General features: G+C 66.1%; 26 protein-coding genes. 11 read left to right on the plus strand and 15 right to left on the minus strand.

Annotated features, from left to right (window positions below):
- From AB4Z42_RS15345 to tkt, 6 genes are all read right to left on the minus strand, one after another.
- Nucleotides 1-479: DUF222 domain-containing protein (locus AB4Z42_RS15345; protein WP_442010063.1), on the minus strand; the 479-nt coding region annotated here is incomplete at its 3' end.
- Between the two features lie 89 nt (nucleotides 480-568).
- Nucleotides 569-1,306 carry a 6-phosphogluconolactonase gene (gene pgl, locus AB4Z42_RS15350; protein ID WP_442010064.1) on the minus strand — a complete coding sequence of 246 codons (738 nt, stop codon included), beginning with the start codon at nucleotides 1,304-1,306 and terminating at the stop codon, nucleotides 569-571.
- Nucleotides 1,303-2,214, minus strand: coding sequence for a glucose-6-phosphate dehydrogenase assembly protein OpcA (gene opcA, locus AB4Z42_RS15355; RefSeq protein ID WP_442010065.1), 912 nt, complete (start codon nucleotides 2,212-2,214; stop codon nucleotides 1,303-1,305). Before opcA ends, pgl begins: the two co-directional genes overlap by 4 nt.
- Nucleotides 2,211-3,737, minus strand: coding sequence for a glucose-6-phosphate dehydrogenase (gene zwf, locus AB4Z42_RS15360; protein ID WP_442010066.1), 1,527 nt, complete (start codon nucleotides 3,735-3,737; stop codon nucleotides 2,211-2,213). The genes opcA and zwf overlap by 4 nt, the downstream gene beginning before the upstream one ends.
- Nucleotides 3,734-4,855, minus strand: coding sequence for a transaldolase (tal, locus tag AB4Z42_RS15365; RefSeq protein ID WP_442010487.1), 1,122 nt, complete (start codon nucleotides 4,853-4,855; stop codon nucleotides 3,734-3,736). Before tal ends, zwf begins: the two co-directional genes overlap by 4 nt.
- A 22-nt stretch (nucleotides 4,856-4,877) precedes the next feature.
- The gene (gene tkt, locus AB4Z42_RS15370; RefSeq protein ID WP_442010067.1) at nucleotides 4,878-6,971 is read right to left on the minus strand and encodes a transketolase; all 2,094 of its coding nucleotides are present in this window, start codon (nucleotides 6,969-6,971) and stop codon (nucleotides 4,878-4,880) included.
- Nucleotides 6,972-7,147: 176 nt separating this feature from the next.
- On the opposite strand from tkt, the gene AB4Z42_RS15375 reads away from it, so the two are divergent.
- A complete protein-coding gene (locus tag AB4Z42_RS15375) occupies nucleotides 7,148-8,080 on the plus strand; it encodes a heme o synthase (protein WP_442010068.1) in 933 nt (310 codons plus the stop codon).
- A 31-nt stretch (nucleotides 8,081-8,111) separates the two neighbouring features.
- Nucleotides 8,112-9,044, plus strand: coding sequence for a DUF1254 domain-containing protein (locus AB4Z42_RS15380; RefSeq protein ID WP_442010488.1), 933 nt, complete (start codon nucleotides 8,112-8,114; stop codon nucleotides 9,042-9,044).
- Here AB4Z42_RS15380 and AB4Z42_RS15385 read toward each other — a convergent pair.
- Nucleotides 9,041-10,012 carry a quinone oxidoreductase family protein gene (locus AB4Z42_RS15385; protein ID WP_442010069.1) on the minus strand — a complete coding sequence of 324 codons (972 nt, stop codon included), beginning with the start codon at nucleotides 10,010-10,012 and terminating at the stop codon, nucleotides 9,041-9,043. The two genes, AB4Z42_RS15380 and AB4Z42_RS15385, sit on opposite strands and share 4 nt — an antisense overlap.
- 19 nt (nucleotides 10,013-10,031) lie before the next feature.
- On the opposite strand from AB4Z42_RS15385, the gene AB4Z42_RS15390 reads away from it, so the two are divergent.
- On the plus strand, nucleotides 10,032-10,970 hold the full coding sequence (locus AB4Z42_RS15390) for an ATP-grasp domain-containing protein (RefSeq protein ID WP_442010070.1): 939 nt from the start codon (nucleotides 10,032-10,034) through the stop codon (nucleotides 10,968-10,970).
- Here the strand turns inward: AB4Z42_RS15390 and AB4Z42_RS15395 are convergent.
- Together AB4Z42_RS15395 and AB4Z42_RS15400 are read right to left on the minus strand one after the other, a co-directional pair.
- Nucleotides 10,866-11,858, minus strand: a complete 993-nt coding sequence (locus AB4Z42_RS15395; RefSeq protein ID WP_442010489.1) for a COX15/CtaA family protein — start codon at nucleotides 11,856-11,858, stop codon at nucleotides 10,866-10,868. The genes AB4Z42_RS15390 and AB4Z42_RS15395 overlap by 105 nt on opposite strands.
- Nucleotides 11,859-11,932: 74 nt before the next feature.
- Complete coding sequence (locus tag AB4Z42_RS15400) at nucleotides 11,933-12,505, minus strand: TetR/AcrR family transcriptional regulator (protein ID WP_442010071.1); 573 nt, start codon at nucleotides 12,503-12,505, stop codon at nucleotides 11,933-11,935.
- A gap of 88 nt (nucleotides 12,506-12,593) precedes the next feature.
- On the opposite strand from AB4Z42_RS15400, the gene AB4Z42_RS15405 reads away from it, so the two are divergent.
- Nucleotides 12,594-13,280, plus strand: a complete 687-nt coding sequence (locus tag AB4Z42_RS15405; RefSeq protein WP_442010072.1) for a hypothetical protein — start codon at nucleotides 12,594-12,596, stop codon at nucleotides 13,278-13,280.
- Here the strand turns inward: AB4Z42_RS15405 and AB4Z42_RS15410 are convergent.
- Genes AB4Z42_RS15410 through AB4Z42_RS15425 form a run of 4 tightly spaced genes read right to left on the minus strand, consistent with a single transcriptional unit; the run spans nucleotide 13,194 to nucleotide 17,644 of the window.
- Complete coding sequence (locus AB4Z42_RS15410; RefSeq protein ID WP_442010073.1) at nucleotides 13,194-13,964, minus strand: ABC transporter permease; 771 nt, start codon at nucleotides 13,962-13,964, stop codon at nucleotides 13,194-13,196. The two genes, AB4Z42_RS15405 and AB4Z42_RS15410, sit on opposite strands and share 87 nt — an antisense overlap.
- Nucleotides 13,961-14,905, minus strand: a complete 945-nt coding sequence (locus AB4Z42_RS15415) for an ABC transporter ATP-binding protein (RefSeq protein WP_442010074.1) — start codon at nucleotides 14,903-14,905, stop codon at nucleotides 13,961-13,963. Before AB4Z42_RS15415 ends, AB4Z42_RS15410 begins: the two co-directional genes overlap by 4 nt.
- Nucleotides 14,902-16,620, minus strand: a complete 1,719-nt coding sequence (gene mptB, locus AB4Z42_RS15420) for a polyprenol phosphomannose-dependent alpha 1,6 mannosyltransferase MptB (RefSeq protein ID WP_442010075.1) — start codon at nucleotides 16,618-16,620, stop codon at nucleotides 14,902-14,904. Before mptB ends, AB4Z42_RS15415 begins: the two co-directional genes overlap by 4 nt.
- A gap of 16 nt (nucleotides 16,621-16,636) precedes the next feature.
- Nucleotides 16,637-17,644, minus strand: a complete 1,008-nt coding sequence (locus AB4Z42_RS15425) for an NADP-dependent oxidoreductase (protein ID WP_442010076.1) — start codon at nucleotides 17,642-17,644, stop codon at nucleotides 16,637-16,639.
- 76 nt (nucleotides 17,645-17,720) lie between these two features.
- On the opposite strand from AB4Z42_RS15425, the gene AB4Z42_RS15430 reads away from it, so the two are divergent.
- Genes AB4Z42_RS15430 through AB4Z42_RS15460 form a run of 7 tightly spaced genes read left to right on the plus strand, consistent with a single transcriptional unit; the run spans nucleotide 17,721 to nucleotide 23,913 of the window.
- A complete protein-coding gene (locus AB4Z42_RS15430; protein ID WP_442010077.1) occupies nucleotides 17,721-18,434 on the plus strand; it encodes a helix-turn-helix transcriptional regulator in 714 nt (237 codons plus the stop codon).
- On the plus strand, nucleotides 18,431-19,858 hold the full coding sequence (sufB, locus tag AB4Z42_RS15435; RefSeq protein ID WP_442010078.1) for a Fe-S cluster assembly protein SufB: 1,428 nt from the start codon (nucleotides 18,431-18,433) through the stop codon (nucleotides 19,856-19,858). Before AB4Z42_RS15430 ends, sufB begins: the two co-directional genes overlap by 4 nt.
- Nucleotides 19,858-21,054, plus strand: coding sequence for a Fe-S cluster assembly protein SufD (sufD, locus tag AB4Z42_RS15440; protein WP_442010079.1), 1,197 nt, complete (start codon nucleotides 19,858-19,860; stop codon nucleotides 21,052-21,054). The genes sufB and sufD overlap by 1 nt, the downstream gene beginning before the upstream one ends.
- Nucleotides 21,051-21,818 (plus strand): Fe-S cluster assembly ATPase SufC, encoded by a 768-nt coding sequence (gene sufC, locus AB4Z42_RS15445; protein ID WP_442010080.1) that lies wholly within the window; start codon nucleotides 21,051-21,053, stop codon nucleotides 21,816-21,818. Before sufD ends, sufC begins: the two co-directional genes overlap by 4 nt.
- A 1-nt stretch (nucleotide 21,819) precedes the next feature.
- Entirely contained in the window at nucleotides 21,820-23,091 is a 1,272-nt protein-coding gene (locus AB4Z42_RS15450) for a cysteine desulfurase (protein WP_442010081.1), read from the plus strand.
- Nucleotides 23,088-23,588: a Fe-S cluster assembly sulfur transfer protein SufU gene (gene sufU / locus AB4Z42_RS15455; protein ID WP_442010082.1), complete on the plus strand. Its 501-nt coding sequence runs from the start codon at nucleotides 23,088-23,090 to the stop codon at nucleotides 23,586-23,588. The genes AB4Z42_RS15450 and sufU overlap by 4 nt, the downstream gene beginning before the upstream one ends.
- Complete coding sequence (locus AB4Z42_RS15460) at nucleotides 23,566-23,913, plus strand: metal-sulfur cluster assembly factor (protein WP_083123407.1); 348 nt, start codon at nucleotides 23,566-23,568, stop codon at nucleotides 23,911-23,913. Before sufU ends, AB4Z42_RS15460 begins: the two co-directional genes overlap by 23 nt.
- 17 nt (nucleotides 23,914-23,930) lie before the next feature.
- Here the strand turns inward: AB4Z42_RS15460 and AB4Z42_RS15465 are convergent, their stop codons facing one another.
- Together AB4Z42_RS15465 and AB4Z42_RS15470 are read right to left on the minus strand one after the other, a co-directional pair.
- Nucleotides 23,931-24,308: a hypothetical protein gene (locus AB4Z42_RS15465; protein ID WP_442010083.1), complete on the minus strand. Its 378-nt coding sequence runs from the start codon at nucleotides 24,306-24,308 to the stop codon at nucleotides 23,931-23,933.
- 151 nt (nucleotides 24,309-24,459) lie between these two features.
- Entirely contained in the window at nucleotides 24,460-25,212 is a 753-nt protein-coding gene (locus tag AB4Z42_RS15470; protein WP_442010084.1) for a zinc-binding dehydrogenase, read from the minus strand.
- Nucleotides 25,213-25,216 lie beyond the last annotated feature (4 nt).

The following is a 25,216-nucleotide window of genomic DNA, read 5'->3' on the forward strand; positions in this document are numbered from 1 at the left end:
GGGTCGTAGCGGTCGACCCAGTAGTCGATGGCCTGCTCTGTCTTGGCTACCGACAGCGAGCCCCACCCGGTGAGGTGGGCGGCGATCTCGGTGTCCACCTTGGCCACAGCATCGCGATCGTGGATGAGCCGGGTCCGTGCGGACACCGCGGCCACCAGCCGGTAGTTGATGGCGCCGGCGGCGAACACCTCAGCCACCCGCGGCAGGCGATGCCGCAGGTCGTCGGCGACCACCAGTTGATGGGCGGCCACCCCCAGCGACACGTTCTGCGCGGCGGCCACCGATGCGGCGACGGCGTCCCAGTTGTCCAGACACCACTGCGCGCGTTCGTCGGACCCGTCCGCGGCGAGCATCCGTTCGAGTTCATCGGCCATCGCCGCCAGCCGCCGCGCGCAGGCTGCATTCTCCACCCGCGCCCACGCCCCCACCGCGGCAGCGTGCCGGGAGGCTTCAGCCGCTGCGACCAATGAATCGAACATACATTCGACACTAACCGTGAAGCCGACACGAACAAGCAGGTCAAACCCAGCCTGTGGATAAAAACACGATTGGGGATAACTCGGGACAGCTAGAGCTTGGACGCCGCGCCCTCGTCGAGCAGCCATACCGTCGCCTCGCGACCCACTCCGCCGGCAGCGGGCACGTCGACAGGCTTGGCGCCGCCGATCGCCGCGGCAACAGCATCGGCCTTCCCGTCGCCCGACACCACCAACCACACCTCACGGGACCGCTGAACAGCTGGCAATGTCAACGTGATTCGTCGTGGCGGCGGTTTGGGGGAGTCCGTCACTCCGATGACCATCCGGCTGGTTTCCTGCACCGCGGGCGTGTCCGGGAACAGCGAGTTGATATGCCCCTCGCCGCCCATGCCCAGGAGATGGACGTCGAAATCGGGCACGGACTGGCCGTCGTCGGCGACGTCGGCCAGCTCCTGCCCGTACGCCGCGGCCGCGGCGTCGAGGTCGTCCCCGAACGCGCCGCCGCTGGGCGCCATGGCATGCACATTCGCCGCGGGGATGTCGACGTGGTCGATCAGCGCCTCACGCGCCTGCTTCTCGTTGCGCTCGTCGTCATCGGCGGGCACGAAACGATCGTCACCCCAGAACAGGTGCACCTTCGACCAGTCGATCGCCTCGGCCTGCTCGCGGACCCGTTTGAGCAGTCCCGTCCCTGTCCCGCCGCCCGTGAGTACGATCAGTGCACGGCCGCGTTCGTTGATCGCCGAGGTGATCGCCGCCACGAGCCGATCGCCGGCGGCCGCCACCAAAGCGTCTGTGTCCGCATACTTCTCGACGCAGATGCTCATACGTACTGCACCTTCTCGATTCCCTTCAGTGCCTCGTGGTAGATCTCGTCGGCGTCGAGCCTGCGCAGATCCTCGGCGAGGCATTCCTTTGCCTCCCTGCGGGCCAACGGGATCAGAGAGTCCGGCTTGGCGGTTCTGCTGATTGTCGCCGTCACACCGGTCTGCGGCCTGCGCAATGTGATGGTCTCGGTTTTGCGGATCAACTCGACCTTCAAGTCGCCCACCTCCCGCTGCACGGGACCGTCGATCCGCGCGGCCAGCCACCCGGCGAGGACATCGAGGGACGGTTCGTCGCGAAGCCCGGAGACCACCGCCGAGGTGACCGGCTCGAATGGCGGCTGATCTAGCGCGGCCGTCAGCAGCGCGCGCCAGTACGTGATGCGGGCCCACGCCAGATCGGTGTCACCCGCCGTGTACCCGGCAAGGCGTCCCTTGATCGCCGCCATCGGGTCGGCACAATCGGTCGCATTGGTGATCCGGCGAACCGCCAACTGCCCCAGTGGGTCCCGCGAAGGATCATCGGGACCGCCGGCCGGCCACCATGCCACCACGGGGGTGTCCGGGAGCAGGAACGGCAGCACCACGCTGTTGGCGTGGTCGGCCATCTCGCCGTGCAGATGCAGGGCGACCACTTCGCCCGCACCCGCGTCCCCGCCGACCCGTAGCTGTGCATCGAGGCGCGGTTCTTTCGCATCCCGATCGCCTGCCACCACAACGATGACGCGGCAAGGGTGTTCACGGCTGGCGAAGTTGGCCGCCTCGATGGAATCCTCGAGCAGGTCATCGGTGTGCAGCGAGATCACGAGTGTGAGCACGCGGCTCAGCGTGATCGCGCCGCCCTCTTCACGCAGCCCGGTGATCTTCTTGCTGATGTCGTTGGTGTTCGTATCCGGCAAGTCGACGATCATGGCCGCCTCCATTCCCGACCCATGCGTTGCAACATCTCGGCGGCCGACTCGGGCCCCCAGGTACCGGACTCGTAGGCATCGGGTTTACCGTGCGAAGCCCAGTACTCCAATACGGGATCGAGTATCTCCCAAGAGAATTCGACCTCTCGATTGACCGGGAACAGCGACGGCTCACCGAGCAGCACATCGAGGATGAGTCGCTCGTAGGCTTCGGGGGAGTCCTCGGCGAACGCCGAGCCGTAGGAGAAGTCCATGTTCACGTCGCGGACCTCCATGGCGCTTCCTGGCACCTTGGATCCGAACCTCGTGGTGATGCCTTCATCGGGCTGCACCCGGATCACCAACGCGTTCTGGCCGAGTTCCTCCGTCATCGTCTTGTCGAACGGCAGATGCGGTGCCCTCTTGAAGATCAACGCAATCTCGGTGACCCTGCGCCCCAACCGTTTTCCGGTCCGAAGGAAGAACGGCACACCTGCCCAGCGGCGGGTGTCGATCTCCAGGGCGATCGCCGCGTATGTCTCGGTGGTGGACTCTTTGGAGAACCCCTCCTCTTCGAGCAGCCCTACGACCTTCTCGCTGCCCTGCCATCCCGCGGAGTACTGTCCGCGCGCAGTTGTCTGATCCAGCGGCTGCATCACCTGGGTGGCCGAGAGAATCTTGATCTTCTCCGCCTGCAGTTCACCAGGTCCGAAGCTCACCGGCTCCTCCATGGCGGTCAGCGCCATGAGCTGCAGCAGATGATTCTGGATGACGTCACGGGCGGCGCCGACACCGTCGTAGTAGCCACCGCGGCCGCCGAGGCCGATGTCCTCGGCCATGGTGATCTGGACACTGTCGACGTAGTTGTTGTTCCAGATCGGTTCGTACAGCTCGTTGGCGAAGCGCAGAGCCAGGATGTTCTGGACCGTCTCCTTGCCGAGATAGTGGTCGATGCGAAACACCGAGTCCTCGGGAAAGACGCTGTTGACCACCGCGTTGAGATCTCGTGCGCTCTGCAGATCGTGGCCGAACGGCTTTTCGATGACCACTCTGCTCCAGGAGCCGTCGGGTTTGTTGGCCAGCCCGGACTGCTTGAGCTCCTCGCACACCACCGGAAACGCATTCGGTGGAATCGACAGGTAGAAGGCGTGGTTACTGCCGGTTCCGCGTTCGGCATCCAGCTTCTGCAGTGCCTCGGCCAGCCTCTCGTACCCCTTCGGGTCGTCAAAGGTGCCCTGCACGAACCGGATTCCCTCGGCAAGGCGGTCCCAGACCTCCTGCCGGAACGGTGTCCTAGCGTGCCCTTGCACGGATTCGAGGACCAGCTTGGCGAAATCCTCATCCACCCAGTCGCGCCGGGCGAACCCGACGAGGGCGAAGTTGGCCGGAAGCAGTCCGCGGTTGGCGAGGTCGTAGATCGCGGGCATCAGTTTCTTGCGCGCCAGATCACCCGTCACACCGAAGATGACGACAGCACACGGACCCGCGATGTGCGGCATCCGCTTATCGCGCTTGTCGCGCAGCGGATTACGCCATCCACTCATTTCTTAGCGGAGTCGAGCTGTTCCTGCGTGGCGTCGAGCAATTCCTGCCAGGACTTCTCGAACTTCTCCACGCCCTCGTCCTCGAGCACCTTGAAGACGTCCGGAAGATCGATGCCGACCGCCGACAGCTCGTCGAACACCTTCTGCGCCTCGGCACCCTTGCCGGAGACGGTGTCACCGGTGATCACGCCGTGATCGGCCACCGCGTCGATCGTCTTCTCCGGCATGGTGTTCACGGTGTTCGGCGCGACCAGTTCGGTGACGTACAGCGTGTCGGAATAATCAGGGTTCTTCACGCCGGTCGACGCCCACAGTGGCCGCTGGACGCGCGCGCCGTCGGCCTTCAGCGCCTCGAAGCGCTTGCCGCCGACGAACACCTCTTCATAGGCCGCGTAGGCGAGGTGGGCGTTGGCCACGCCGGCTTTTCCTCGTAGTGCGAGCGCCTCGTCCGATCCGATCTTCTCCAGTCGCTTATCGATCTCGGTGTCCACCCTGGACACGAAGAACGAAGCGACGGAATGGATCTTGGAGATGTCGTGGCCCGCCTCCTTGGCCTTCTCCAGGCCGGCGAGGTATGCGTCCATGACGAGACGGTGACGCTCGACGGAGAAGATCAGCGTGACGTTCACCGAAATGCCTTCGGCGATAACGGCGGTGATCGCCGGTATGCCCTCTTCCATAGCCGGAATCTTGATCAGCAGGTTCGGTTGGTCGACGATCTTCCACAGCTCGATGGCCTGCGCGATGGTCTTGTCCGCATCGTGGGCCAGTCGCGGGTCGACCTCGATCGAGACGCGGCCGTCGACGCCGTCGGACGCCTCCCATTGCGGTCGCAGCACGTCGCAGGCATTGCGCACGTCGTCGGTGGTGACGGTGCGGATCGTGGCGTCGACGTCGGCTCCGCGCTCGGCCAACTCCTTGACCTGATCGTCGTAGGCGTTGCCCTTCGACAGCGCGGCCTGGAAGATCGACGGGTTCGTGGTGACCCCGACGACGCTGCGGGTGTCGATGAGCTCCTGCAGATTGCCGGTCTGCAGCCGATCACGCGACAAGTCGTCGAGCCACACCGATACGCCGGCGGCGGACAGGGCGGCCAGATTCGGGTTCTGCGTCATGATTGATGCCCTTCTTCGTTGAGATCTAGTTGTCTATGGATCGCTCTGCGGCAGCCGCGACGGCCTCAGGCGTGAAACCGAACTCGCGGAACAGCGTCTTGTCGTCGGCCGATTCGCCGTAGTGCTCGATCGACACGATTTCCCCGGTGTCGCCCACGAGCTTGTACCAGCTCTGTGCGACGGCCGCCTCGACCGCCACCCGTGCCGAAACCGAAGGCGGAAGCACGGAATCGCGATACTCCTTCGGCTGCGACTCGAACCACTCGACACACGGCATCGACACCACATACGCCGTGATGTCCTTCTCGGCCAACAGCTTCTTGGCTTCCACCGCGAGCTGAAGCTCCGAACCGGTACCGATCAGGATCACGTCGGCGTCATCGGCGGGATTACCGCCGCCGAGCACGTAGCCACCCTTCGCGACACCCTCGGCGTCGGTGCCCTCCAGCACTGGGATGCCCTGGCGCGTGAGAATGAAACCCACAGGACCGCTGCCGTTTCCGCGCGACAAAATGCTGCGCCACGCGTACGCGGTCTCGTTGGGATCACCCGGCCGCACGACCGACAGGTTCGGGATCGCGCGCAGCGCCGCCAGATGCTCGATCGGCTGATGCGTCGGTCCGTCCTCACCCAGACCGATCGAGTCGTGGGTCCAGATGTAGATGGTGTCGATGTCCATCAGCGACGCCAGCCGAACCGCCCCGCGCATGTAGTCGGAGAACTGCAGGAACGTTCCGCCGAAGGCACGTGTCGGCCCATGCAGCACGATGCCGGACAGGATCGAGCCCATCGCGTGTTCGCGGATGCCGAAGTGCAGCACGCGGCCGTACCAGTCCGCGGTGAAGTCCTCGGTCGAGATCGACGGCGGCCCGAAGGACTTGACGCCCTTGATGGTGGTGTTGTTACTGCCCGCCAGGTCGGCCGAACCACCCCAGAGTTCGGGCAGCTTCGGCGCCACATCGTTGAGTACCTGGCCGAACGCGGCCCGCGTGGCGAGCGGCTTGCTGCCCGGCTCCCAGTACGTCATGTCGGCATCCCAGCCGTCGGGCAGCTCCTCGGCCAGAAGGCGATCCAGAAGGGCCTTGCGCTCGGGTTCGCGTTCGGCCCATGCGTCGAAGGTCGGTTGCCACTTCTCGCGGGCTTCCTTGCCCCGCTCCACGAGCTTGCGGGTGTGCTCGATGACCTCGGGGCGCACCTCGAACGTCTTGTCCGGGTCGAAGCCGAGGACCTTCTTGGTGGCCGCGACCTCTTCGTCGCCCAGCGCCGAACCGTGCACACCGCCGGTGTTCATCTTGGTGGGTGCGGGGTAGCCGATGATCGTCCGTACGGAGATGAACGACGGCTTGTCGGTGACCTTCTTGGCCTCGACGATGGCCTGCTCGATTCCGACGACGTTCTCGCCGCCCTCGACCTCCTGGACATGCCAGCCGTACGCGCGATAACGCGCCGGAACATCTTCGGAGAGAGCGATGTTCGTGTCGTGCTCGATGGAGATCTGATTGTGGTCGTAGAACACGATGAGATTGCCGAGCTGCTGTGTGCCTGCCAGCGAGGAGGCTTCGCTGGTGACGCCCTCCTCGATGTCGCCGTCGGAGGCGATGACATAGATGAAGTGATCGAACGGGCTCTCACCAGCGGGCGTGTCCGGGTCGAACAGCCCGCGCTCGTAACGCGATGCCATCGCCATGCCGACCGCAGAGGCCAGACCCTGACCCAGGGGACCGGTGGTGATCTCCACACCCTTGGTGTGGCGGAACTCGGGATGGCCGGGCGTCTTGGACTTCCACGTCCGCAGCGACTCGATATCGGAGAGCTCCAGGCCGAAGCCACCGAGGTAGAGCTGGATGTACAGCGTCAGGCTGGAATGCCCGCACGACAGGACGAAGCGATCGCGGCCCAGCCAGTGCACATCGCTGGGGTCGTGGCGCATCTGGCGCTGGAACAGCGTGTACGCCAGCGGCGCCAGGCTCATGGCCGTGCCGGGGTGACCGTTACCCACCTTCTGCACCGCATCCGCTGCCAGCACCCGTACGGTGTCGACGGCTTCGGAGTCCACGTCGGACCAGTCGTCGGGGTGATGGGGACGGGTAAGAGTGGAAATCTCTTCGAGCGTGGTCACAGGCGCCCTCTCCTGGTCGACGGTTGAGCTCGGCAAGCTGCCTCTTCGAACAGCCTAGTGCGGGATCGACATCCGTTGCAGGCTGCTTGGGGGACGATTAGGCGGCCGTTCAGCCGCGGTCTACCATCCTCTGTAGTAGACGCCGCGCGCGCTGCAGCCATTTCAAGGAGTACTGCGTGGATATTCGCGAGAGCCAGCTCCCCGCCGGGGCGCACGGCCGAGTGCGTACCACGCTGCTGGGCTACCTGTCGCTGACGAAACCGCGCGTCATAGAACTGCTCCTGGTCACCACGATTCCGGCGATGTTGCTCGCCGACCGCGGCACCGTCGACCCGCTGCTGATCCTGAACACACTGTTCGGCGGGCTGCTGGCCGCGGCGGGCGCCAACACGTTGAACTGCGTGGCCGACGCCGACATCGACAAGAAAATGAAGCGCACCGAGCGCAGGCCGTTGGCCAGGGACATCGTTCCGCGCAGCCATGCGCTGGTCTTCGGGCTCGCGCTGTCGGTCGGCTCGTTCTTCTGGCTCTGGTGGACGACGAACATGCTGTCGGCCCACCTTGCCGGGGCGACGATCGCGTTCTACGTCCTCGTCTACACCCTGCTGCTGAAGCGGCGCACGACGCAGAACGTCGTCTGGGGCGGCGCCGCCGGCTGCATGCCGGTGATGATCGGCTGGTCGGCGGTCACCGGAACCATCCAATGGCCCGCGCTGGTCATGTTCGCCATCATCTTCTTCTGGACGCCGCCGCACACGTGGGCGCTGGCGATGCGTTATAAGGAGGACTACGCGGCGGCCGGGGTCCCGATGCTGCCCGTCGTGGCCACCGAGCAACAGGTCACCAAGCAGATCCTCATCTACACATGGCTGACGGTGGTGGCCACCCTCGCTCTCACGCTGGCCACCGGCTGGCTGTACGCGGCGGTCGCCATCCTGGCCGGAGCGTGGTTCCTGGTGATGGCACATCAGCTGTACGCCGGCGTGCGTCGCGGCGAACCGGTCAAGCCGCTGCGGCTGTTCCTGCAGTCGAACAACTACCTGGCCGTGGTGTTCTGCGCGCTGGCAGTCGACTCGGCGCTGGATCTGCCCACACTGCTGCACCTGTAGCCCTAGCCTCGGGTTCATGCCCGATGTTCTGGTGAGCCCCGACAATTTCGTCCGCGCCGAGAGCGATCTCTACTTCGGAAACATCGTGAGCAACGGCGGGTTCGGCGAGTACTTCCACATCCGCGAGCTCACCCCGATCGACCACCAACTTGTCATCCGGGCCAACCGCGACACGCTGTACTCGGCGGCCGTTTTCGATCTCGATGCCGGGCCGGTGACCATCACCCTGCCCGACTCCCGCGGCCGGTTCATGTCGCTGCAGGTGATCGACGAGGACCACTACACACGTGACGTCGTATACGGCGCGGGCGAGTGCATCCTGACCCGGGATCAGATCGGCACACGATACGTCGCCACGCCGGTGCGCATTCTGGTCGACCCCAACGATGCGGCCGACGTCTCCGCGGTGCACACCTTGCAGGACGCGATCACGGTGAAGCAGGAGAACGTCGGCGCCTTCGAGATACCAAACTGGGAACCGGCGAGCCAGAAGACGGTTCGCGACGCCTTGGTCACATTGGCGACGACGCTGCCCGACACCAGGGAAACATTCGGCACCAAGGAGAACACCGACCCGGTGCGCCACCTGATCGGGGCGGCCAACGCCTGGGGCGGCAATCCGGAGAAGGACGCGCTGTACCTCACCGTCGTCCCGCCTCAGAACGACGGCACGACAGCGCATCGATTGGTCGTCGGCGAGGTGCCGGTGGACGGTTTCTGGTCGGTGACGGTCTACAACTCCGACGGTTACTTCACCCTGAACGAGCAGAACGCCTACTCCTACAACAACCTCACCGCGCAGAAGGGCCCCGAAGGGAACACCACCATCCATTTCGGCGGGTGTGACGGCGCGACCAACTGCCTGCCGATCACACCCGGCTGGAACTACACCGTGCGGCTGTATCGGCCACGGCAGGAGGTTCTCGACGGCACGTGGACCTTCCCGGTCGCCGAGACCGCCTAGGGGATCAGCACCACCGAGCCGACCGTCTTGCGGCCCTGGAGGTCGCGATGGGCCTGCTCGGCATCCTCCAGGCGGTACCGCTCGCTGACCGTGACGGTGATGGTGCCGTTGGCGATGGCATCCAGTAGTTCTCCTGCGCGCCAGGCGAACTCGTCGGGTGTGCGGGTGTAGTGCACGAGCGTCGGCCGCGTGAGGAACAGCGAGCCCGCCGAATTGAGCCGTTGCGGATCGAACGGCGGCACCGGGCCGCTGGACGCGCCGAAGAGCGCCAGCGTGCCGCGGATGGCAAGGCTGGCGATGCTCGCGTCGAAGGTGTCGGCGCCGACGCCGTCGTAGACCACGGCGACGCCACCGTCGGTGAGGTCCTTGATCTTGGCGCCGAACTCCGCGGGATCGTCGGGGTAGTCGAGTACCTCGACGGCGCCCGCCTTCCGCGACAGCTCTGCTTTTTCGGGGGTTGACACCGTGGTGATCACCCGGGCTGCCAGGCTGGTGGCCCACTGCGTGAGGATCAGGCCCACACCTCCCGCGCCTGCGTGCACCAGAACGGCGTCGCCCTGCTGCACCGGGTAGGTCGAGGTGATCAGGTAATGCGCCGTCATTCCCTTGAGCAGCGCCGCGGCCGCCACGTCCGAGCCGACGCCGTCGGGCACGTAGGCGCAGAAATCCGCTCTCGCCAAGGCGTATTCGGCGTAGGCGCCGTTGGCCTGGGCGGTGACCACCCGGTCGCCGACAGCCAGCGCCGCGACCTCGTCGCCGACGGCCTCGACGGTCCCGCACACCTCGTTGCCGAGGACGAAGGGCACCTCGCGTGGGTACTGCCCGGAGCGGAAGTACGTGTCGAGGAAGTTCACGCCGATGGCCTCGGCCTTGATCAGCACCTCGCCGGGGCCGGGGGCCGGCTGCTGCTTCTCGACGTAGGTCAGGACTTCTGGTCCGCCGGTCTCGGCGACTTCGATGGCATGCATGCTTCTATCCTGCCTTGATATGAAACTCGCCCGCCCCGACATCCTCCATCCGCGCATCGTGCTGGCCGGATGTGCGGCCTTGCCCGAGGGGGACGGGGACGACGCCGAACTGGTCGCCGCGCTGCGCGGACGCGGTCTGCATGCTCGCTGGCTGCCCTGGGACGACCCGGACACTTTGAAGGCGGACCTGGTCATCCTCCGGGCGACGTGGGACTACATCGACCGTCTCGACGAGTTTCTGGCGTGGACCAGGAATGTCGGCAACCTCGTCAACGCCGCCGAGGTCGTCGCCTGGAACGTCGACAAGCGCTACCTCGCCGACCTCGCCGCCGCCGGTGTGCCGGTCATCACCAGCCGGTTCTTCGCGCCGGGTGAGCAGGCGCACGTGCCTGCCGGTGAGGTTGTGGTCAAACCGGCCGTCGGGGCCGGATCCGTTGGTGCGCAACGATTCACCGACAGCGATGACGCGCGTGGCCACGTTGCGGCGCTGCACGCCGACGGCAGCACTGCGCTCGTGCAGCCCTACGACGAGCGGGTCGAGAATGGTGAAACCGCGCTGGTCTTCCTCGGCGGCCGTCAATCGCACGCGTTCACCAAGGGCCCGATTCTGCCGGCGCCGGGCGGGCGGCCCGACTTCGACGACTCGGGCACATTCGCCGCCGAGTCGCTGACACCGGCAGACCCGGACTTCGAGCTGTGGGATGTCGGTCATGCGGCGCTGGCCGCTGCCGCCGCACACCTCGACGTCGACGTGGCCGAACTGCTGTACGCCCGCGTCGACGTCATCGGCGACGCGTCCGATCCGCAACTGCTGGAACTCGAACTCGTCGAACCGTCGCTGGGGTGGCGGCAGCTAGACGACGCCACGCGGGCGCGCAGGCAGCGCGACTTCGTCCTCGGCGTCGAGGACACCCTCGAGCGCCGCGGGCTCGGCCCTCTCTCGCATCGACGCCCATAGCGCGGCGGTGGCAGCGGTGCACGCGGCCGCACCGGCGACGTGGATGGCCACCAGCGCGGCGGGGACGTCGTTGAAGTACTGCACGGTGCCCACCAGTCCTTGAGCGCACACCAGCGCGATGAGCACCCCGAGCCGCAGCATGACCGGCCGTGGCGCGCGGACGGCGAGCAGTGCGAAGCCGAGCGCGACGAGAAGGGACAGGTACGCCACGAGCAGAGTCGAGTGCATGTGCACGAGCGTCGTGATCTCGACTTGTAGCCGGGGTACCGGTTGGGTGATGCTCTTGTCGCCCGCGTGCGGGCCTGCGCCGGTGACCAGTGTGCCGGTCACGAGCATCGCGGCCAGTGCGACCGCGCTCAGAATGGTCAACTGGCGCAATGGTTTCGGAACGCGGTGGTGGACGACGCCGGCTGTGTCTTCGTCGGGCTCCCCGATCTTGACGTAGAGCAGCACCGAAACCCACACCATCGTCATCGACGCCAGCAGGTGGATCGCCACCGTCCACCACAACAGGCCGGTCAGCACAGTGATGCCGCCGATCACGGCTTGAATCACCGTCGATGCCGGCATCAGCCACGCATAGATCAGAACCTCGCGGCGCCTGCGGGCACGCGTGACGGCCAGTACCGCCAGCGCTGCGGTGAGCACCACGAGGAACGTGAGCATCCGGTTGCCGAACTCGACGGCCTGGTGAATGCCGGCGACCTCAGGGTGGGGGATCGGCGTGAAACTGCCGGGGAAGCATTGGGGCCACGTCGGGCAGCCCAGGCCCGAGGCCGTGACGCGGACGATCGCGCCGGTCACTGCGATACCGCCCTGGCTCAGGATGACGGCAGCGGCGATGACGCGCTGGACCCGCAGGCTTGGCAACGGCAGAAGGTCGACCAGCCGCAGGAAGATTCGTCCGACGGGCACGGATCGATGGTAGAGCAGATTTAACTACACGCTGTAGTAGGGCCGGCTTATGCGCGAGGCGCGACGAACGGCACCAGGACCTCATCGACCAGCTGCACCACGAGATCGTCGGTGATCGGGTCGCCGGTGATCAGCAGCCGGTGCCACAACACGCTCTGTCCCAGCTCGCGGGCGATCTCGACGGGGACGTCGGCGCGCACGTCGCCACGTTCGATGCCGCGGGCCAACAGCGCGGCCATCTCCTTCTTCCGCCAGCCGATCACGTCCTGCTGAAACGCCGCCGTCAACTCGGGGTCGTGGGCCGCGGCCGCGACGGCGGCGCGAAGCACGGCGGCCTGGGGACCGGTGAACAGCGCCGCCCACCCACGCAGGATCGCGAGCATGTCGCTGCGGTAGCTGCCGGTGTCGTCGTGGGGGATCGCCGCGGTCGCGATCCGCAGCAGGGTGTCGCGCAACAGCGCGGCGCGATCGGGCCACCTTCGGTACAGCACGGGCTTGCTGGTCTGCGCGGCCGCGGCGACGGCTTCCATGGTCACTCCGGAGGGCCCGTGTTCGGCCAGCAGATCCAGCACCGCGGTACGGATCGCCGCGTCCAGTTCGTCGCCGTGGCGCCGCCGCATCAGACCTCCCAAGAGAAACGCTTGCGTATCTTAGTTGCAAAGTCTAACCTGCCGATATAAGAAACGCTAACGTATCTTGGAGGCTCCGATGACCCGTCCGGTGCTCTACCCACTCCGCGCCGTCGGCACGGCGACAGTTCGATGCAGCGACCTTCCGCATGGCCGGCGCCGCATCACCATCGACCATCGGCCGCTGGCCGGATTGACACCCGCCATGCTGCTCGAGTGGTTCACCCACCTCGGCGGGACGATGTCGTACGGAGGTGAGGTCATCGACCGCTATCTCGCATGGCATCCGATCGACCACATCAGGTGGGAACTCGAGCGGCCCGCCCGGGATGGGGGTGCGGCCGAAGGTGCGCGATTCCGCATGGTCGAGGCGTTCGGCGGCAGGCCCGAATACAAGATCGACGAGGTCGCCCGCGTCGAGAAACTCGACGAGACCGGTATCCGGCTGGTCAAGCGGGTGGTCGGCATTCCGGTCTTCACGCTCGAGCACACCTGGTCGGCAGGCAGCGACGGCGCACACTACGTCACGGTGATGGACCTCGGCGTCCGGTCGCCGTGGCTGGCGGCGATCAACCGCATCGTGCGCCGCCGGTTCTACGACGACAAGGTCCAGGCGTGGATCAAGCACAACATCGAAGAGGTCGGGCAGCTGGAATATCTTCTGCCGCAACTGTCGTCGTCAGGTGAAACGGAACCAGCGCAAGGCGCAGAGGGCCGCAACGCCGCCCCACACCGCGAGCACCGCCAGGCCGAACCAGTCAACTGACGGCGTCATCGCCTGCGACAGCGCTTCGGTCAGTGCGCCCGACGGTGTGAGTCGCGCGACCCATGCCAGCGCGGTCGGCGCCATACCGCCCTCGAGTGTCAGCGCGCCGAGGCCGGCGAAGACGAACCACAGCAGGTTGGCCACCGCCAACACGATCTCCGCGCGCAGCGTTCCGCCAAGCAGCAGGCCGAGCGCGGCGAAACCGGCCGTTCCCAGGGCGATGACCACCGCGCCCAACGCCAGGCCGGCGATGTCCGGTCGCCAGCCGAGCGCAAAACCGATGGCGCCCAGGATGATCGACTGGAGGAACACGACGGCCAGCACGGCAAGCGACTTGCCCGCGATGATGCCCCACACCGGCAGCGCGGTCGCGCCGAGTCGTTTCAGCGCGCCGTAGCGGCGGTCGAATGCCACGGCGATGGCCTGCCCCGTGAAGGCGGTCGAGATCACCGCCAGGGCCATGATCGCGGGAACGAACGTCGCGGCACGGTTTTCGCCGAACGAGCCGAAAGGCAGAAGGGTGAGGCCGACCAGCAGGGTGATCGGGATGAACATCGTCAGCAGCAGCTGTTCGCCGTTGCGCAGCAGCAGCTTCAGCTCTAGGCCGAACTGCGCGGTCAGCATCTTCTGCACCGTGGCCGGGCGTGGGTCAGGCGCGAAGGTGCCTGGCGCAAAACGATTCACGAGCGCAGCTCCCGGCCGGTGAGTTCGAGGAAAACATCTTCGAGGCTGCGCTGCTCCACCCGCATGTCGGTGGCCAGCACGTTGACCCGCGCGCACCACGCGGTCACGGTGGCCAGCACCTGAGGGTCGATGTGACCCTCGACGAGGTATTCACCCGGCGCCGTCTCGGTCGCGGTGTAGGTCTCCGGAAGAGCCGACATCAACAGCGTCAGGTCGAGCATGCGTGGCGCACGGAAACGTAACTGGTTCTCCGCGCCACTGCGCATCAGTTCCTCGGGCGTTCCGGAGGCCACCGCGACACCATGGTCGACGATGACGATGCGATCGGCCAGCTCCTCGGCCTCGGCCAGCTGATGGGTCGTCAGAACCACCGTCACACCGTCACGGCGCAGTGCATCGATCAACTCCCACACCACGATTCGGGCGTGGGCGTCCATGCCTGCGGTGGGTTCGTCGAGGAACACCAACTCCGGGCGGCCGACCACGGCGCACGCCAGCGCGAGTCGCTGCTGTTGCCCTCCCGAGAGCCTGCGATACGTCGTGCGCGCCGATTCGGTCAGGCCGAGCGTGTCCATCAACCACTTCGGGTCGAGCGGGTTGGCGGCGTACGCGGCGACGAGATCGAGCATCTCGCCCGCCCGCGCCGCGGGATACGCGCCGCCGCCCTGCAGCATCACGCCGATGCGTTCGCGCACCGCGGCGTTCTCGCCGAACGGATCGAGTCCGAGGATCTCGATGGTGCCCGAATCGGGTTTGATGAATCCCTCGCACATCTCCACAGTCGTGGTCTTGCCCGCGCCGTTGGGGCCGAGCAACGCGAGCACCTCGGCGGTCGCCACCTCGAGGTCGAGGCCGGACACCGCCGTCGTCGACCCGTACCGCTTGCTGACCCCGCGCAGGCGCACGGGGACGGGGGAAGTCCCCGATCCTGTGTGGGTCACGGGGATTCAGCGTAGGCGTCGGGCTTCACCGGTGGTGTCGGCGGTGGCGACGGCTGCTCGGCGGGGGGAGCGACATCGTCGGTGGTGTCGTCGGTGCCCTCGGTCGGCATGCGCCGCCACGGCAGATGGTTGGAGGTGATCATGATGAGCAGCGCGACGATCACCGTGCTCGCGACGACGGCCAGCAGGATCTGGAACAACGTGAACCGGTCGCCGTTGGCCGTCGGACCGAAGATGCCCACCACGAGCGTCACCACGATGGTCGTCGTGCGGAATGCGGGGCGGGTGGCCCACGCCGCGAGCGGGATGACTGCCCAGAGCACGTACCAGGGCTGGACCACCGGGAACAGCAGCACGGTCAGTCCGAGCGCGACGCCGAGGCCGCCGACCGGGTGCAGGCGTCCGCGCAGTACGGCGAGCAGCAGCCAGGTCACCAGGATCGCGATGATGACGACACCGATCGCACGGGTCAGGCCGAGCACCGCGGTGGTGTGGTCGCCCAGCCCGAGCAGAATCCCGACCTGCCCGGTGCCAAGGGCCGCCAGCGTCGGCAGCGACATCCAGCTGCGGACGACGTTCGCGGTGCCCAGCGTGAAGAGCCAGCCGAATCCCAGGCCGCTGACCCAGCCGATCAAAGCCATCACCGCCACCGATACGGCGGTGAGTGATCCGCCGGCGAGGATGAACGCCTTGAAGGTGCCGCCCCATCGGCAGGCCAGCGCCATCGCGACGAAGCCCAGCGCGAGCAGGGACGGCAGCTTCACTTGCGAGGACAGCGTGATCAGCACAACGCCGATCAGGAGCATCAGCGACGGCCGCCACCGCGCCCAGGCTTCTGGTCCCTGCGGCCAGGCCAGTGGCTTCGGGATCAGCGGGCGGGCCGCATCGATTCCCCGCAACGCGAACTCGGTGCCCGCGAGCATCAGGCCGAGCATCAGCGCCTCGTTGTGGATACCGGCGACCAGATGCATGATCAGCAGCGGGTTGGCAGCGCCCAGCCACAGCGCGCTCACCTCGGCGACGCCGCAGCGTCGCGCCAAACGCGGTGTGGCCCAGACGATCAGGCCGACACCCAGCAGAACCACAATCCGATGGCAGAGCACCGCCGCCACGATGTCCTCGCCGGTGATCGCCGATATGCCCTTGCCGATCCACAGGAACAGCGGTCCGTACGGCGCGGGCGTATCGCGCCACATGTTCGGCACCGACAGCGTGAACACGTGGTCAAGGCCGAGGCCGGGCGCGGGACCGACACGGTACGGGTCGAGGCCCTTCATCGCGATCTCGCTCTGCGCCAGATAGGAGTAGACGTCGCGGCTGTACATCGGGGGCGCCATGAGCAGCGGCAGCACCCACAACAGCAGAGTGCGGTCCAGCTGGCTGCGGGACATGCGCCGCCGGCCAAGGGCGAACCGTCCGAGCATCAGCCAGGCGAGCGCCATCATCACTGCGCCGGTGGTGGTCATGGTCAGCGAGACCGTCTGGATCCGTGACGGCAGATTGAGAAGGCGAACACCGAACGTCGGATCCTGCACCACGGGACGGGCACCCACGCCCAGCGCGCCGATCGCCATCAGCACGGTGCCCGTCGCACCGAACAGGCGCGTCCGCCGCATCGCGATGACCTCGGCGTCGTTGAGCGGCGAGCCCACGGCGCGCTCGTCGGCATGCCAACGGGCAATCGACGAGCTCAGGGAGCCGGGGCGGGCGGCCATCAGTGCAGCGTAGCCGTCAGAGCGAGACGATCACTTTGCCGGTGTTTCCGCCGCTGAACAACAGGTTCAGCGCGTCGGGCGCCTTCTCCAGACCCTCGACGATGTGCTCGGACGACTTGATCTTTCCCTCGGCGATCCAGCCCGCCATCTCCATCTGCGCGGCTCCGAAGCGGTCGAGGTAGTCGATGATGATGAAGCCCTCCATGCGTCCGCGGCGCACCAGCAGGGTCAGGTAGTTGCTCGGTCCCGTCGGCGGGCCGTCATCGTTGTACGTGGAGATCGCCCCGCACAGCACTACCCGGCCGCGCAACGCCAGGTTGGCGAGGCAGTCATTGAGGATCGAACCGCCGACGTTGTCGAAATACAGGTCGATACCGTCCGGGCACGCCTCGCGAAGACGGGCCGCCACGTTGTCGTTCTTGTAGTCGATCGCCTCGTCGAAGCCGAGCTCGTCGACGATGTAGGCGCACTTCTCGGCGCCGCCCGCGATGCCGACGACCTTCTTCGCGCCTTTGATCTTCGCGATCTGTCCCGCGGCCGAACCCGTGGCCCCCGCGGCGCCGGAGATGACCACGACGTCGCCGTCCTTGATCTGGCCGACGTCCGTGAGACCGAAGTAGGCGGTCATGCCGGTGACGCCGAGGATGCCGATCGCGATCCCCGGCGGCACACCCTCGGGCAGTACCTGCATCGACTTCTCGCCCGCGTCGGCGATCACGTAGTCCTGCCAGCCCGTCATGCCGAACACCAGCTGGCCGGGCTGATACGCGTCGGTGCGGCTCTCGACCACTTCGCCGACACCACCGCTGCGGACGACCTCGCCGATCTGGATCGGCGGGAGATAGCTCGGCACATCGTCCATCCACGTACGAATGGTCGGGTCGATCGACAGATATCGGACCTTCACCAGGGCCTCACCGTCGGCGGGCGTAGGTGCCGGTTCGGACTCCATGCGCACTGTTTCGTCATCGACCAGGCCGGAGGGGCGCTTGGCCAGGACCACACGTCGGTTCGTATCGCTCACCAGGCGATCCTATGACGGCGCTCACGTAAGGGTCCCCTTGCTAGACCCGGTTTCGGAATTCGGACACAATAGTGTTGTGAAATTAAATCCGGACCATAGCGATCGCCACACGCGTGGCGCTATCGTCCAGCATCTGCTGGAGTCCGGACCCGTCACTGCAGGTGAGATCGGCGAGCAGCTGGGAATTTCTGCCGCGGGCGTGCGCAGGCACCTCGACGCCCTGACGGACGCGGGTGACGCGCAGTCCAGCGCCGCGGCGGCATGGCAACACAGCGGACGCGGCAGGCCGGCCAAGCGGTACCGGCTCACCGCGGCAGGGCGGGCCAAGCTCGGCCACGCGTACGACGATCTGGCGGCGGCTGCCATGCGCCAGCTGCGCGAGATCGGCGGCGACGAGGCCATCCGCACCTTCGCGCGCCGTCGCATCGACACCATTCTCTCGGGAGTAACCGAGGGATCCGATGACGTTGAATCGACTGTCGATCGCATGGCAGAGGCACTGACCGACGCCGGGTACGCGACCACCGCCACCCAGGTGAGCGGTCCGCTACACGGAGTCGAGCTGTGCCAGCATCACTGCCCGGTGTCGCACGTCGCAGAGGAGTTCCCGGAATTGTGCGAGACGGAGCGGGAAGCCTTCGCCGAGATCCTGGGTACGCACGTACAAAGGCTCGCCACGATCGTCAACGGTGACTGCGCGTGCACGACGCACGTGCCGCTCGCCGAGAACACCACCCTTCGGCACACAGCCCACGCCGAAGCCACCACGAAGCTAGGAGCGTCGACATGACGACCACCCCCGAGGCCCTGACTCAGGAGCAGACCATCGAGTCGCTGGGTCGCTACGGTTATGGCTGGGCGGATTCCGACGTCGCGGGCGCCAGCGCCCAGCGCGGACTGTCCGAGGCGGTGGTGCGCGACATCTCGGGCAAGAAGAGCGAGCCCGAGTGGATGCTCGAGATGCGGCTCAAGGCATTGCGCACCTTCGACAAGAAGCCGATGCCGAACTGGGRCTCCAACCTCGAGGGCATCTACTTCGACAACATCAAGTACTTCGTGCGCTCCAGCGAGAAGCAGGCAGCGACGTGGGACGACCTGCCCGAGGACATCCGCAACACCTACGACAAGCTGGGCATCCCCGAGGCGGAGAAGCAGCGTCTGGTGTCCGGCGTTGCCGCGCAGTACGAGTCGGAGGTCGTCTATCACTCGATCCGTGAGGATCTCGAGGCCCAAGGCGTCATCTTCCTCGACACCGACACCGCGTTGAAGCAGCATCCGGAGCTCTTCAAGCAGTACTTCGGGACGGTGATCCCCGCTGGTGACAACAAGTTCTCCGCGCTGAACACCGCGGTGTGGTCGGGCGGTTCGTTCATCTACGTGCCGAAGGGTGTCCACGTCGACATCCCGCTGCAGGCCTACTTCCGGATCAACACCGAGAACATGGGCCAGTTCGAGCGCACGCTGATCATCGTCGACGAGGACGCCTACGTGCACTACGTCGAGGGCTGTACGGCGCCGATCTACAAGAGCGACTCGCTGCACTCCGCGGTGGTCGAGATCATCGTGAAGCCCGGCGGCCGTTGCCGATACACGACCATTCAGAACTGGTCGAACAACGTCTACAACCTGGTGACCAAGCGGGCCCGTGCCGAAGCGGGCGCCACGATGGAGTGGGTCGACGGCAACATCGGCTCGAAGGTGACGATGAAGTACCCCGCCGTGTGGATGACCGGTGAGCACGCCAAGGGCGAGGTGCTTTCGGTGGCGTTCGCGGGCGAGGGCCAGCATCAGGACACCGGCGCGAAAATGCTTCACCTGGCGCCCAATACGTCCAGCAACATCGTGTCCAAGTCCGTCGCGCGCGGCGGCGGCCGGACGTCCTACCGTGGCCTGGTTCAGGTCAACAAGGGCGCACACGGTTCGCGCTCCAGCGTGAAATGCGATGCGCTGCTTGTCGACACCATCAGTCGCAGTGACACCTACCCGTACGTCGACATCCGTGAGGACGACGTCACGATGGGTCACGAGGCCACCGTGTCGAAGGTCAGCGAGGATCAGCTGTTCTATCTGATGAGCCGCGGTATGGCCGAGGACGAGGCGATGGCGATGGTCGTCCGCGGCTTCGTCGAGCCGATCGCCAAGGAACTCCCGATGGAGTACGCGCTCGAGCTGAACCGTCTGATCGAGCTGCAGATGGAAGGCGCGGTCGGCTAGTGACTCAGAACCTCACCAGTGCGGTCGAGGGCGCCAACAAAGGCGAGCTGTTCACGTCGTTCGACGTCGACGCTTTCGAGGTGCCCGGCGGTCGCGACGAGATCTGGCGCTTCACCCCACTCAAGCGCCTACGTGGGCTGCACGACGGCTCAGCGCCCGCAAACGGCACCGCCCATATCGAGGTGTCGGAATGCACCGGTGTCACCGTGGAAACGGTGCGCCGCGGCGACGAGCGCCTCGGGCAGGCCGGCGTGCCGGCCGATCGAGTTGCTGCGCAAGCATTCTCGTCGTTCAACAGCGCCACCGTCGTCACGATCCCCAAGGGTGTCGTGTGCGAACAGCCCATCGAGATCAACGTCACGGGGCCCGGCGAGGGGGCGACGGCATACGGCCATCTGCAGGTGCGGGTGGGCGAGCTCGGTGAAGCCGTCGTCGTCATCGATCAACGTGGCAGCGGAACCTACGCCGACAACATCGAATTCGTCGTCGAGGACGCCGCACGGCTGACCGTCGTCTCGATCGCCGACTGGGCCGACGACGCGGTGAGCGTCAGCAGCCATCACGTCGCACTGGGTAAGGATGCCGTGCTGCGGCACGTCGCGGTGACCCTCGGCGGCGACGTGGTGCGGCTCACGGCGCGGACCAAGTTCTGTGCGCCCGGCGGCGACGCCGAACTCCTCGGCCTGTACTTCGCCGACGACGGCCAGCACTTCGAATCACGCCTACTGGTCGACCATGCACAGCCGAACTGCCGCTCGAATGTCACGTACAAGGGTGCGTTGCAAGGCGATCCGGACTCCGCCAAGCCCGATGCGCACACGGTGTGGATCGGCGACGTGCTGATCCGGGCCGCGGCGACGGGTACCGACACCTTCGAGACCAACCGCAACCTGGTGCTCACCGACGGCGCACGCGCCGACTCGGTGCCCAACCTCGAGATCGAGACCGGTGAGATCGCCGGTGCCGGCCACGCCAGTGCCACCGGACGTTTCGACGACGAGCAGTTGTTCTATCTGCAGGCGCGCGGTATCCCCGAAGACCAGGCCAGGCGCCTCGTGGTGCGCGGCTTCTTCGGCGAACTGATTCAGAAGATCGCGGTGCCCGCGGTGCGAGAACGCCTCACCGAGGCCATCGAACACGAACTAGAGATAACGGCTCAGGCCCAATCAACAGACAAGAGGACAGCCACCTCATGACCACACTGGAAATCAAGGACCTGCACGTCAGCGTCGTGTCCAAGGAGGACGGGACCGACATCCCGATCCTGAAGGGCGTCACACTCACCGTGAAGTCGGGGGAGACGCACGCCCTGATGGGCCCCAACGGCTCCGGGAAGTCGACGCTGTCCTACGCCGTTGCGGGACACCCGAAGTACACGGTGACATCGGGCTCGATCACGCTGGACGGCCAGAATGTGCTCGAGATGAGCATCGACGAGCGCGCCCGCGCCGGGCTGTTCCTCGCGATGCAGTACCCGGTCGAGGTGCCCGGTGTGTCGATGTCGAACTTCCTTCGCACCGCCGCCACCGCCGTGCGGGGTGAGGCGCCGAAGCTTCGGCACTGGATCAAAGAGGTCAAGAGCGCCATGGAAGGCCTCGACATCGACCCGTCGTTCTCCGAACGCAGCGTCAACGAAGGCTTTTCCGGCGGTGAGAAGAAGCGCCACGAGATCCTTCAGCTGGAAGTGCTCAAGCCGAAGATCGCGATCCTCGACGAGACCGACTCGGGCCTCGACGTCGACGCACTGCGGGTGGTCAGCGAGGGTGTGAACCGGTACGCCCAGGCCGCTGACGGCGGGTTGCTGCTGATCACGCACTACACGCGCATCCTTCGCTACATCCAGCCGCAGTTCGTGCACGTGTTCGTCGGCGGGCGCATCGTCGAGTCCGGCGGTCCCGAATTGGCCGACGAACTCGACGCCAACGGATACGAGCGCTTCACGCAGGCGGTCGGAGCCTGACATGACCACGTCGGTCGAGAAGTCGGCGAAGGCCCTCGATCTCAACCTGGATGTCAGCCGGATCAGGGCGGACTTCCCGATTCTGCATCGCGTGATGCGCGGCGGAAACCGGTTGGCGTATCTGGATTCCGGTGCCACCTCACAGCGGCCGCTGCAGGTACTCGACGCCGAACGTGACTTCCTGACGACCTCCAACGGCGCGGTGCACCGCGGTGCGCACCAGCTGATGGAGGAGTCGACCGACGCCTACGAGCAGGGCCGCGCCGACATCGCCGCCTTCGTCGGCGCCGACACCGACGAGCTGGTGTTCACGAAGAACGCCACCGAGGCCATCAACCTCGTGTCCTACTCGGTCGGTGACGCTCGATTCCCCCGGGCGATCGGCCCTGGCGATGTCATCGTCACCACGGAGCTGGAACACCACGCAAACCTCATCCCGTGGCAGGAGCTGGCGCGTCGCACCGGTGCGACGCTGAAGTGGTACGGCGTCACCGACGACGGGCGGATCGATCTCGATTCTCTGCAGCTCGACGAACACGTGAAACTTGTTGCCTTCAGCCATCATTCCAATGTCACCGGCGCCGTCGCACCCGTGGATGAAATCGTCTCCAGGGCCAAAGCCGTCGGTGCGTTGACCCTGCTGGACGCCTGCCAGTCGGTACCGCACCAGCCGGTCGACTTCCATGCACTCGACGTCGATTTCGCCGCCTTCTCGGGCCACAAGATGTTGGGGCCCAACGGTATCGGTGTGCTCTACGGTCGGCGCGACGTGCTGGACCAATTGCCGCCGTTCATCACCGGCGGGTCGATGATCGAGACGGTCACGATGGAGCAGACCACCTACGCTCCGGCGCCGCAGCGATTCGAGGCGGGCACGCCGATGACCTCCCAGGTCGTCGGGCTCGCCGCGGCCGCGCAGTACCTGACGGAGATCGGCATGTCCGCCGTCGAGGCGCACGAGGCCGAATTGGTGGCCGCTGCGCTCACGGGTCTTTCGGCCATCGACGGTGTGCGCGTCATCGGGCCAGCGTCACTCGAGAACCGCGGTTCACCGGTGTCTTTCGTGCTCGACGGTGTGCACGCGCACGACGTGGGCCAGGTCCTCGACGACGAGGGTGTCGCGGTGCGCGTCGGGCACCACTGCGCATGGCCTCTGCATCGCCGGTTCGGGATCGCCGCGACCGCACGCGCGTCATTCGCGGTCTACAACACGCTCGACGAGGTTGACCGCCTCGTCGCAGGCGTCAAACGGGCCGTGGAGTTCTTCGCATGAGGCTCGAGCAGATGTATCAGGAAGTGATCCTCGATCACTACAAGCACCCGCACAACCGGGGGCTTCGCGATCCGTACCACGCGCAGTCGTATCAGGTGAACCCGACGTGCGGTGACGAGGTGACGCTGCGGGTGACGCTGTCCGACGGCGGCGAGCAGGTGACCGACATCTCGTACGACGGGCAGGGCTGTTCGATCAGCCAGGCCTCGACCTCGGTGCTCACCGATCAGGTGATCGGCCAGGACGTCGGTGCCGCGCTGAAGACGGTCGCGGCGTTCACCGAGATGATTTCGTCCCGCGGCGCGGTCGAGGGCGACGAAGATGTGATCGGAGACGGCATCGCATTCGCGGGTGTCTCGAAGTACCCGGCGCGGGTGAAATGCGCGCTGCTGGGTTGGATGGCGTTTAAAGATGCGCTGGCCGCGGCCAGCGACGAAAAGGATGCGTTAGCGCAGGCCAGTGAGGAGTACTCAGATGAGCGACACCGCAGTGCCTAGCGAGGAGATGCTCGCCGACCTCGAGGAGGCGATGCGTGACGTCGTCGATCCGGAACTCGGGATCAACGTCGTCGACCTCGGTCTCGTCTACGGCTTGAACGTCGAAAAAGGGGAGCAGGGTGACGTCGCGTTGATCGATATGACGCTGACGTCGGCGGCGTGCCCGCTCACCGATGTGATCGAGGACCAGTCGCGGACCGCACTGGTGGGCAGCGGTCTGGTCAAGGAGATCAAGATCAACTGGGTCTGGAACCCGCCGTGGGGCCCGGACAAGATCACCGAGGACGGCCGCGAACAGCTTCGGGCACTGGGCTTTACGGTCTAGCGGGTCTACGTCACCGATCAGCAGACAATCGGTCCACCGAACAGGCCGTAGCCGCAGTCATAGGCCGAACCCGGCGGTATGTTCGGGCCGTCCCAGACATTGCTGTTGGGCTGAATCTCCCAGCCCGTCGGCTGAAAGGTGTTCGGGTCGAAGCCGCTGGGCACCTTGACTCCGACATTGCCCATGCCGGAGCGGACGTACTGCCAGGTGTGGCACACGTTCATATCCCAGACATAGTTGGCTCCAGGGCCCGTCGGGGAATACATCGATTGCCCCGGACACCATTGATGTGGCACCGATGGCGCGGCCACAGCGGTGTCCGTGGCAAGGCCAAGGCCCGCCGCCGCGAGGCCGGCCGACGTCAGTGCTCCCGCGAGTATCCGTTTGGTCGACATGCGGACTTCCCATCGCTCGTGCGCCGCCTCGATGGCGGCGTCGTCGCAAGAAGTACATCGTCGCCGGCGCACTACCGATCCCAAGTTGAGAACAGCTACCGACGCGCCCGCACGGTGACGACCATCTTCCCGCCGGCTTCACCGGCTCCCATCACGCGATGGGCCTCGCGGATCTCGTCGAACCGGAACACCCGCGACGGTTCGACGGCCAGCCGGGGGTGCCGAAGACGAAGCTGCCGAAGAAACTCAGGTTCACCCCGCTGGACATCCGCAACAGCGGGTTGAACTCGGCGATGGGGTCGAGGCCGCCCAGCCCGCCTGCGAGGCACGCGGTACCGCCGCGCCGGAGCATGTCCAATGAGTCCAGAATCGTGCTGTTGCCGACGAGGTCGAGCACGACGTCAATCTGTTCGTCGGCCAGTTCAGCGGCCAGCCGGGGGTTTTCGGCCACGGACCGCGACACACCGAGTTCCTCGAGCATGCCGAACCTGTCACGGTTGCGCGCGGTGGCGATCACCTTGGCGCCCGCGCCGACGGCCATCTTCACCGCGGCCTGCCCGAAAGATGATGTGGAGCCACGGATCACGATCGTCCGCCCGGGTTGCAGGTCGAGGTTTCGGAACAGGCACGTCCACGCGCTGGAGTAGGTCTCAGGCAACGCGGCCAGCCGTGACCACGGCCGGTCCGAGTCGATGAGCGCGACATTGGCGGTGCCGACGCATTCGATGCCGCTGACTTCGGCCGCTGCGGCCCACTCGCCTTTGCGCATGTGCATTTCGGCATGGTTGAGCCCGAACGCCTTGACCTCGATGACGACCTCGCCGGCTTTGGGTAGCGGTTTCGGAATGTCGGTGTAGACGAGGCCGTCCAGACCGCCGAAATGCTCGAGCACGATCGCCCGCATCGTC

The organism is Mycobacterium sp. 2YAF39, from assembly GCF_052114565.1.
Lineage (GTDB): Bacteria > Actinomycetota > Actinomycetes > Mycobacteriales > Mycobacteriaceae > Mycobacterium.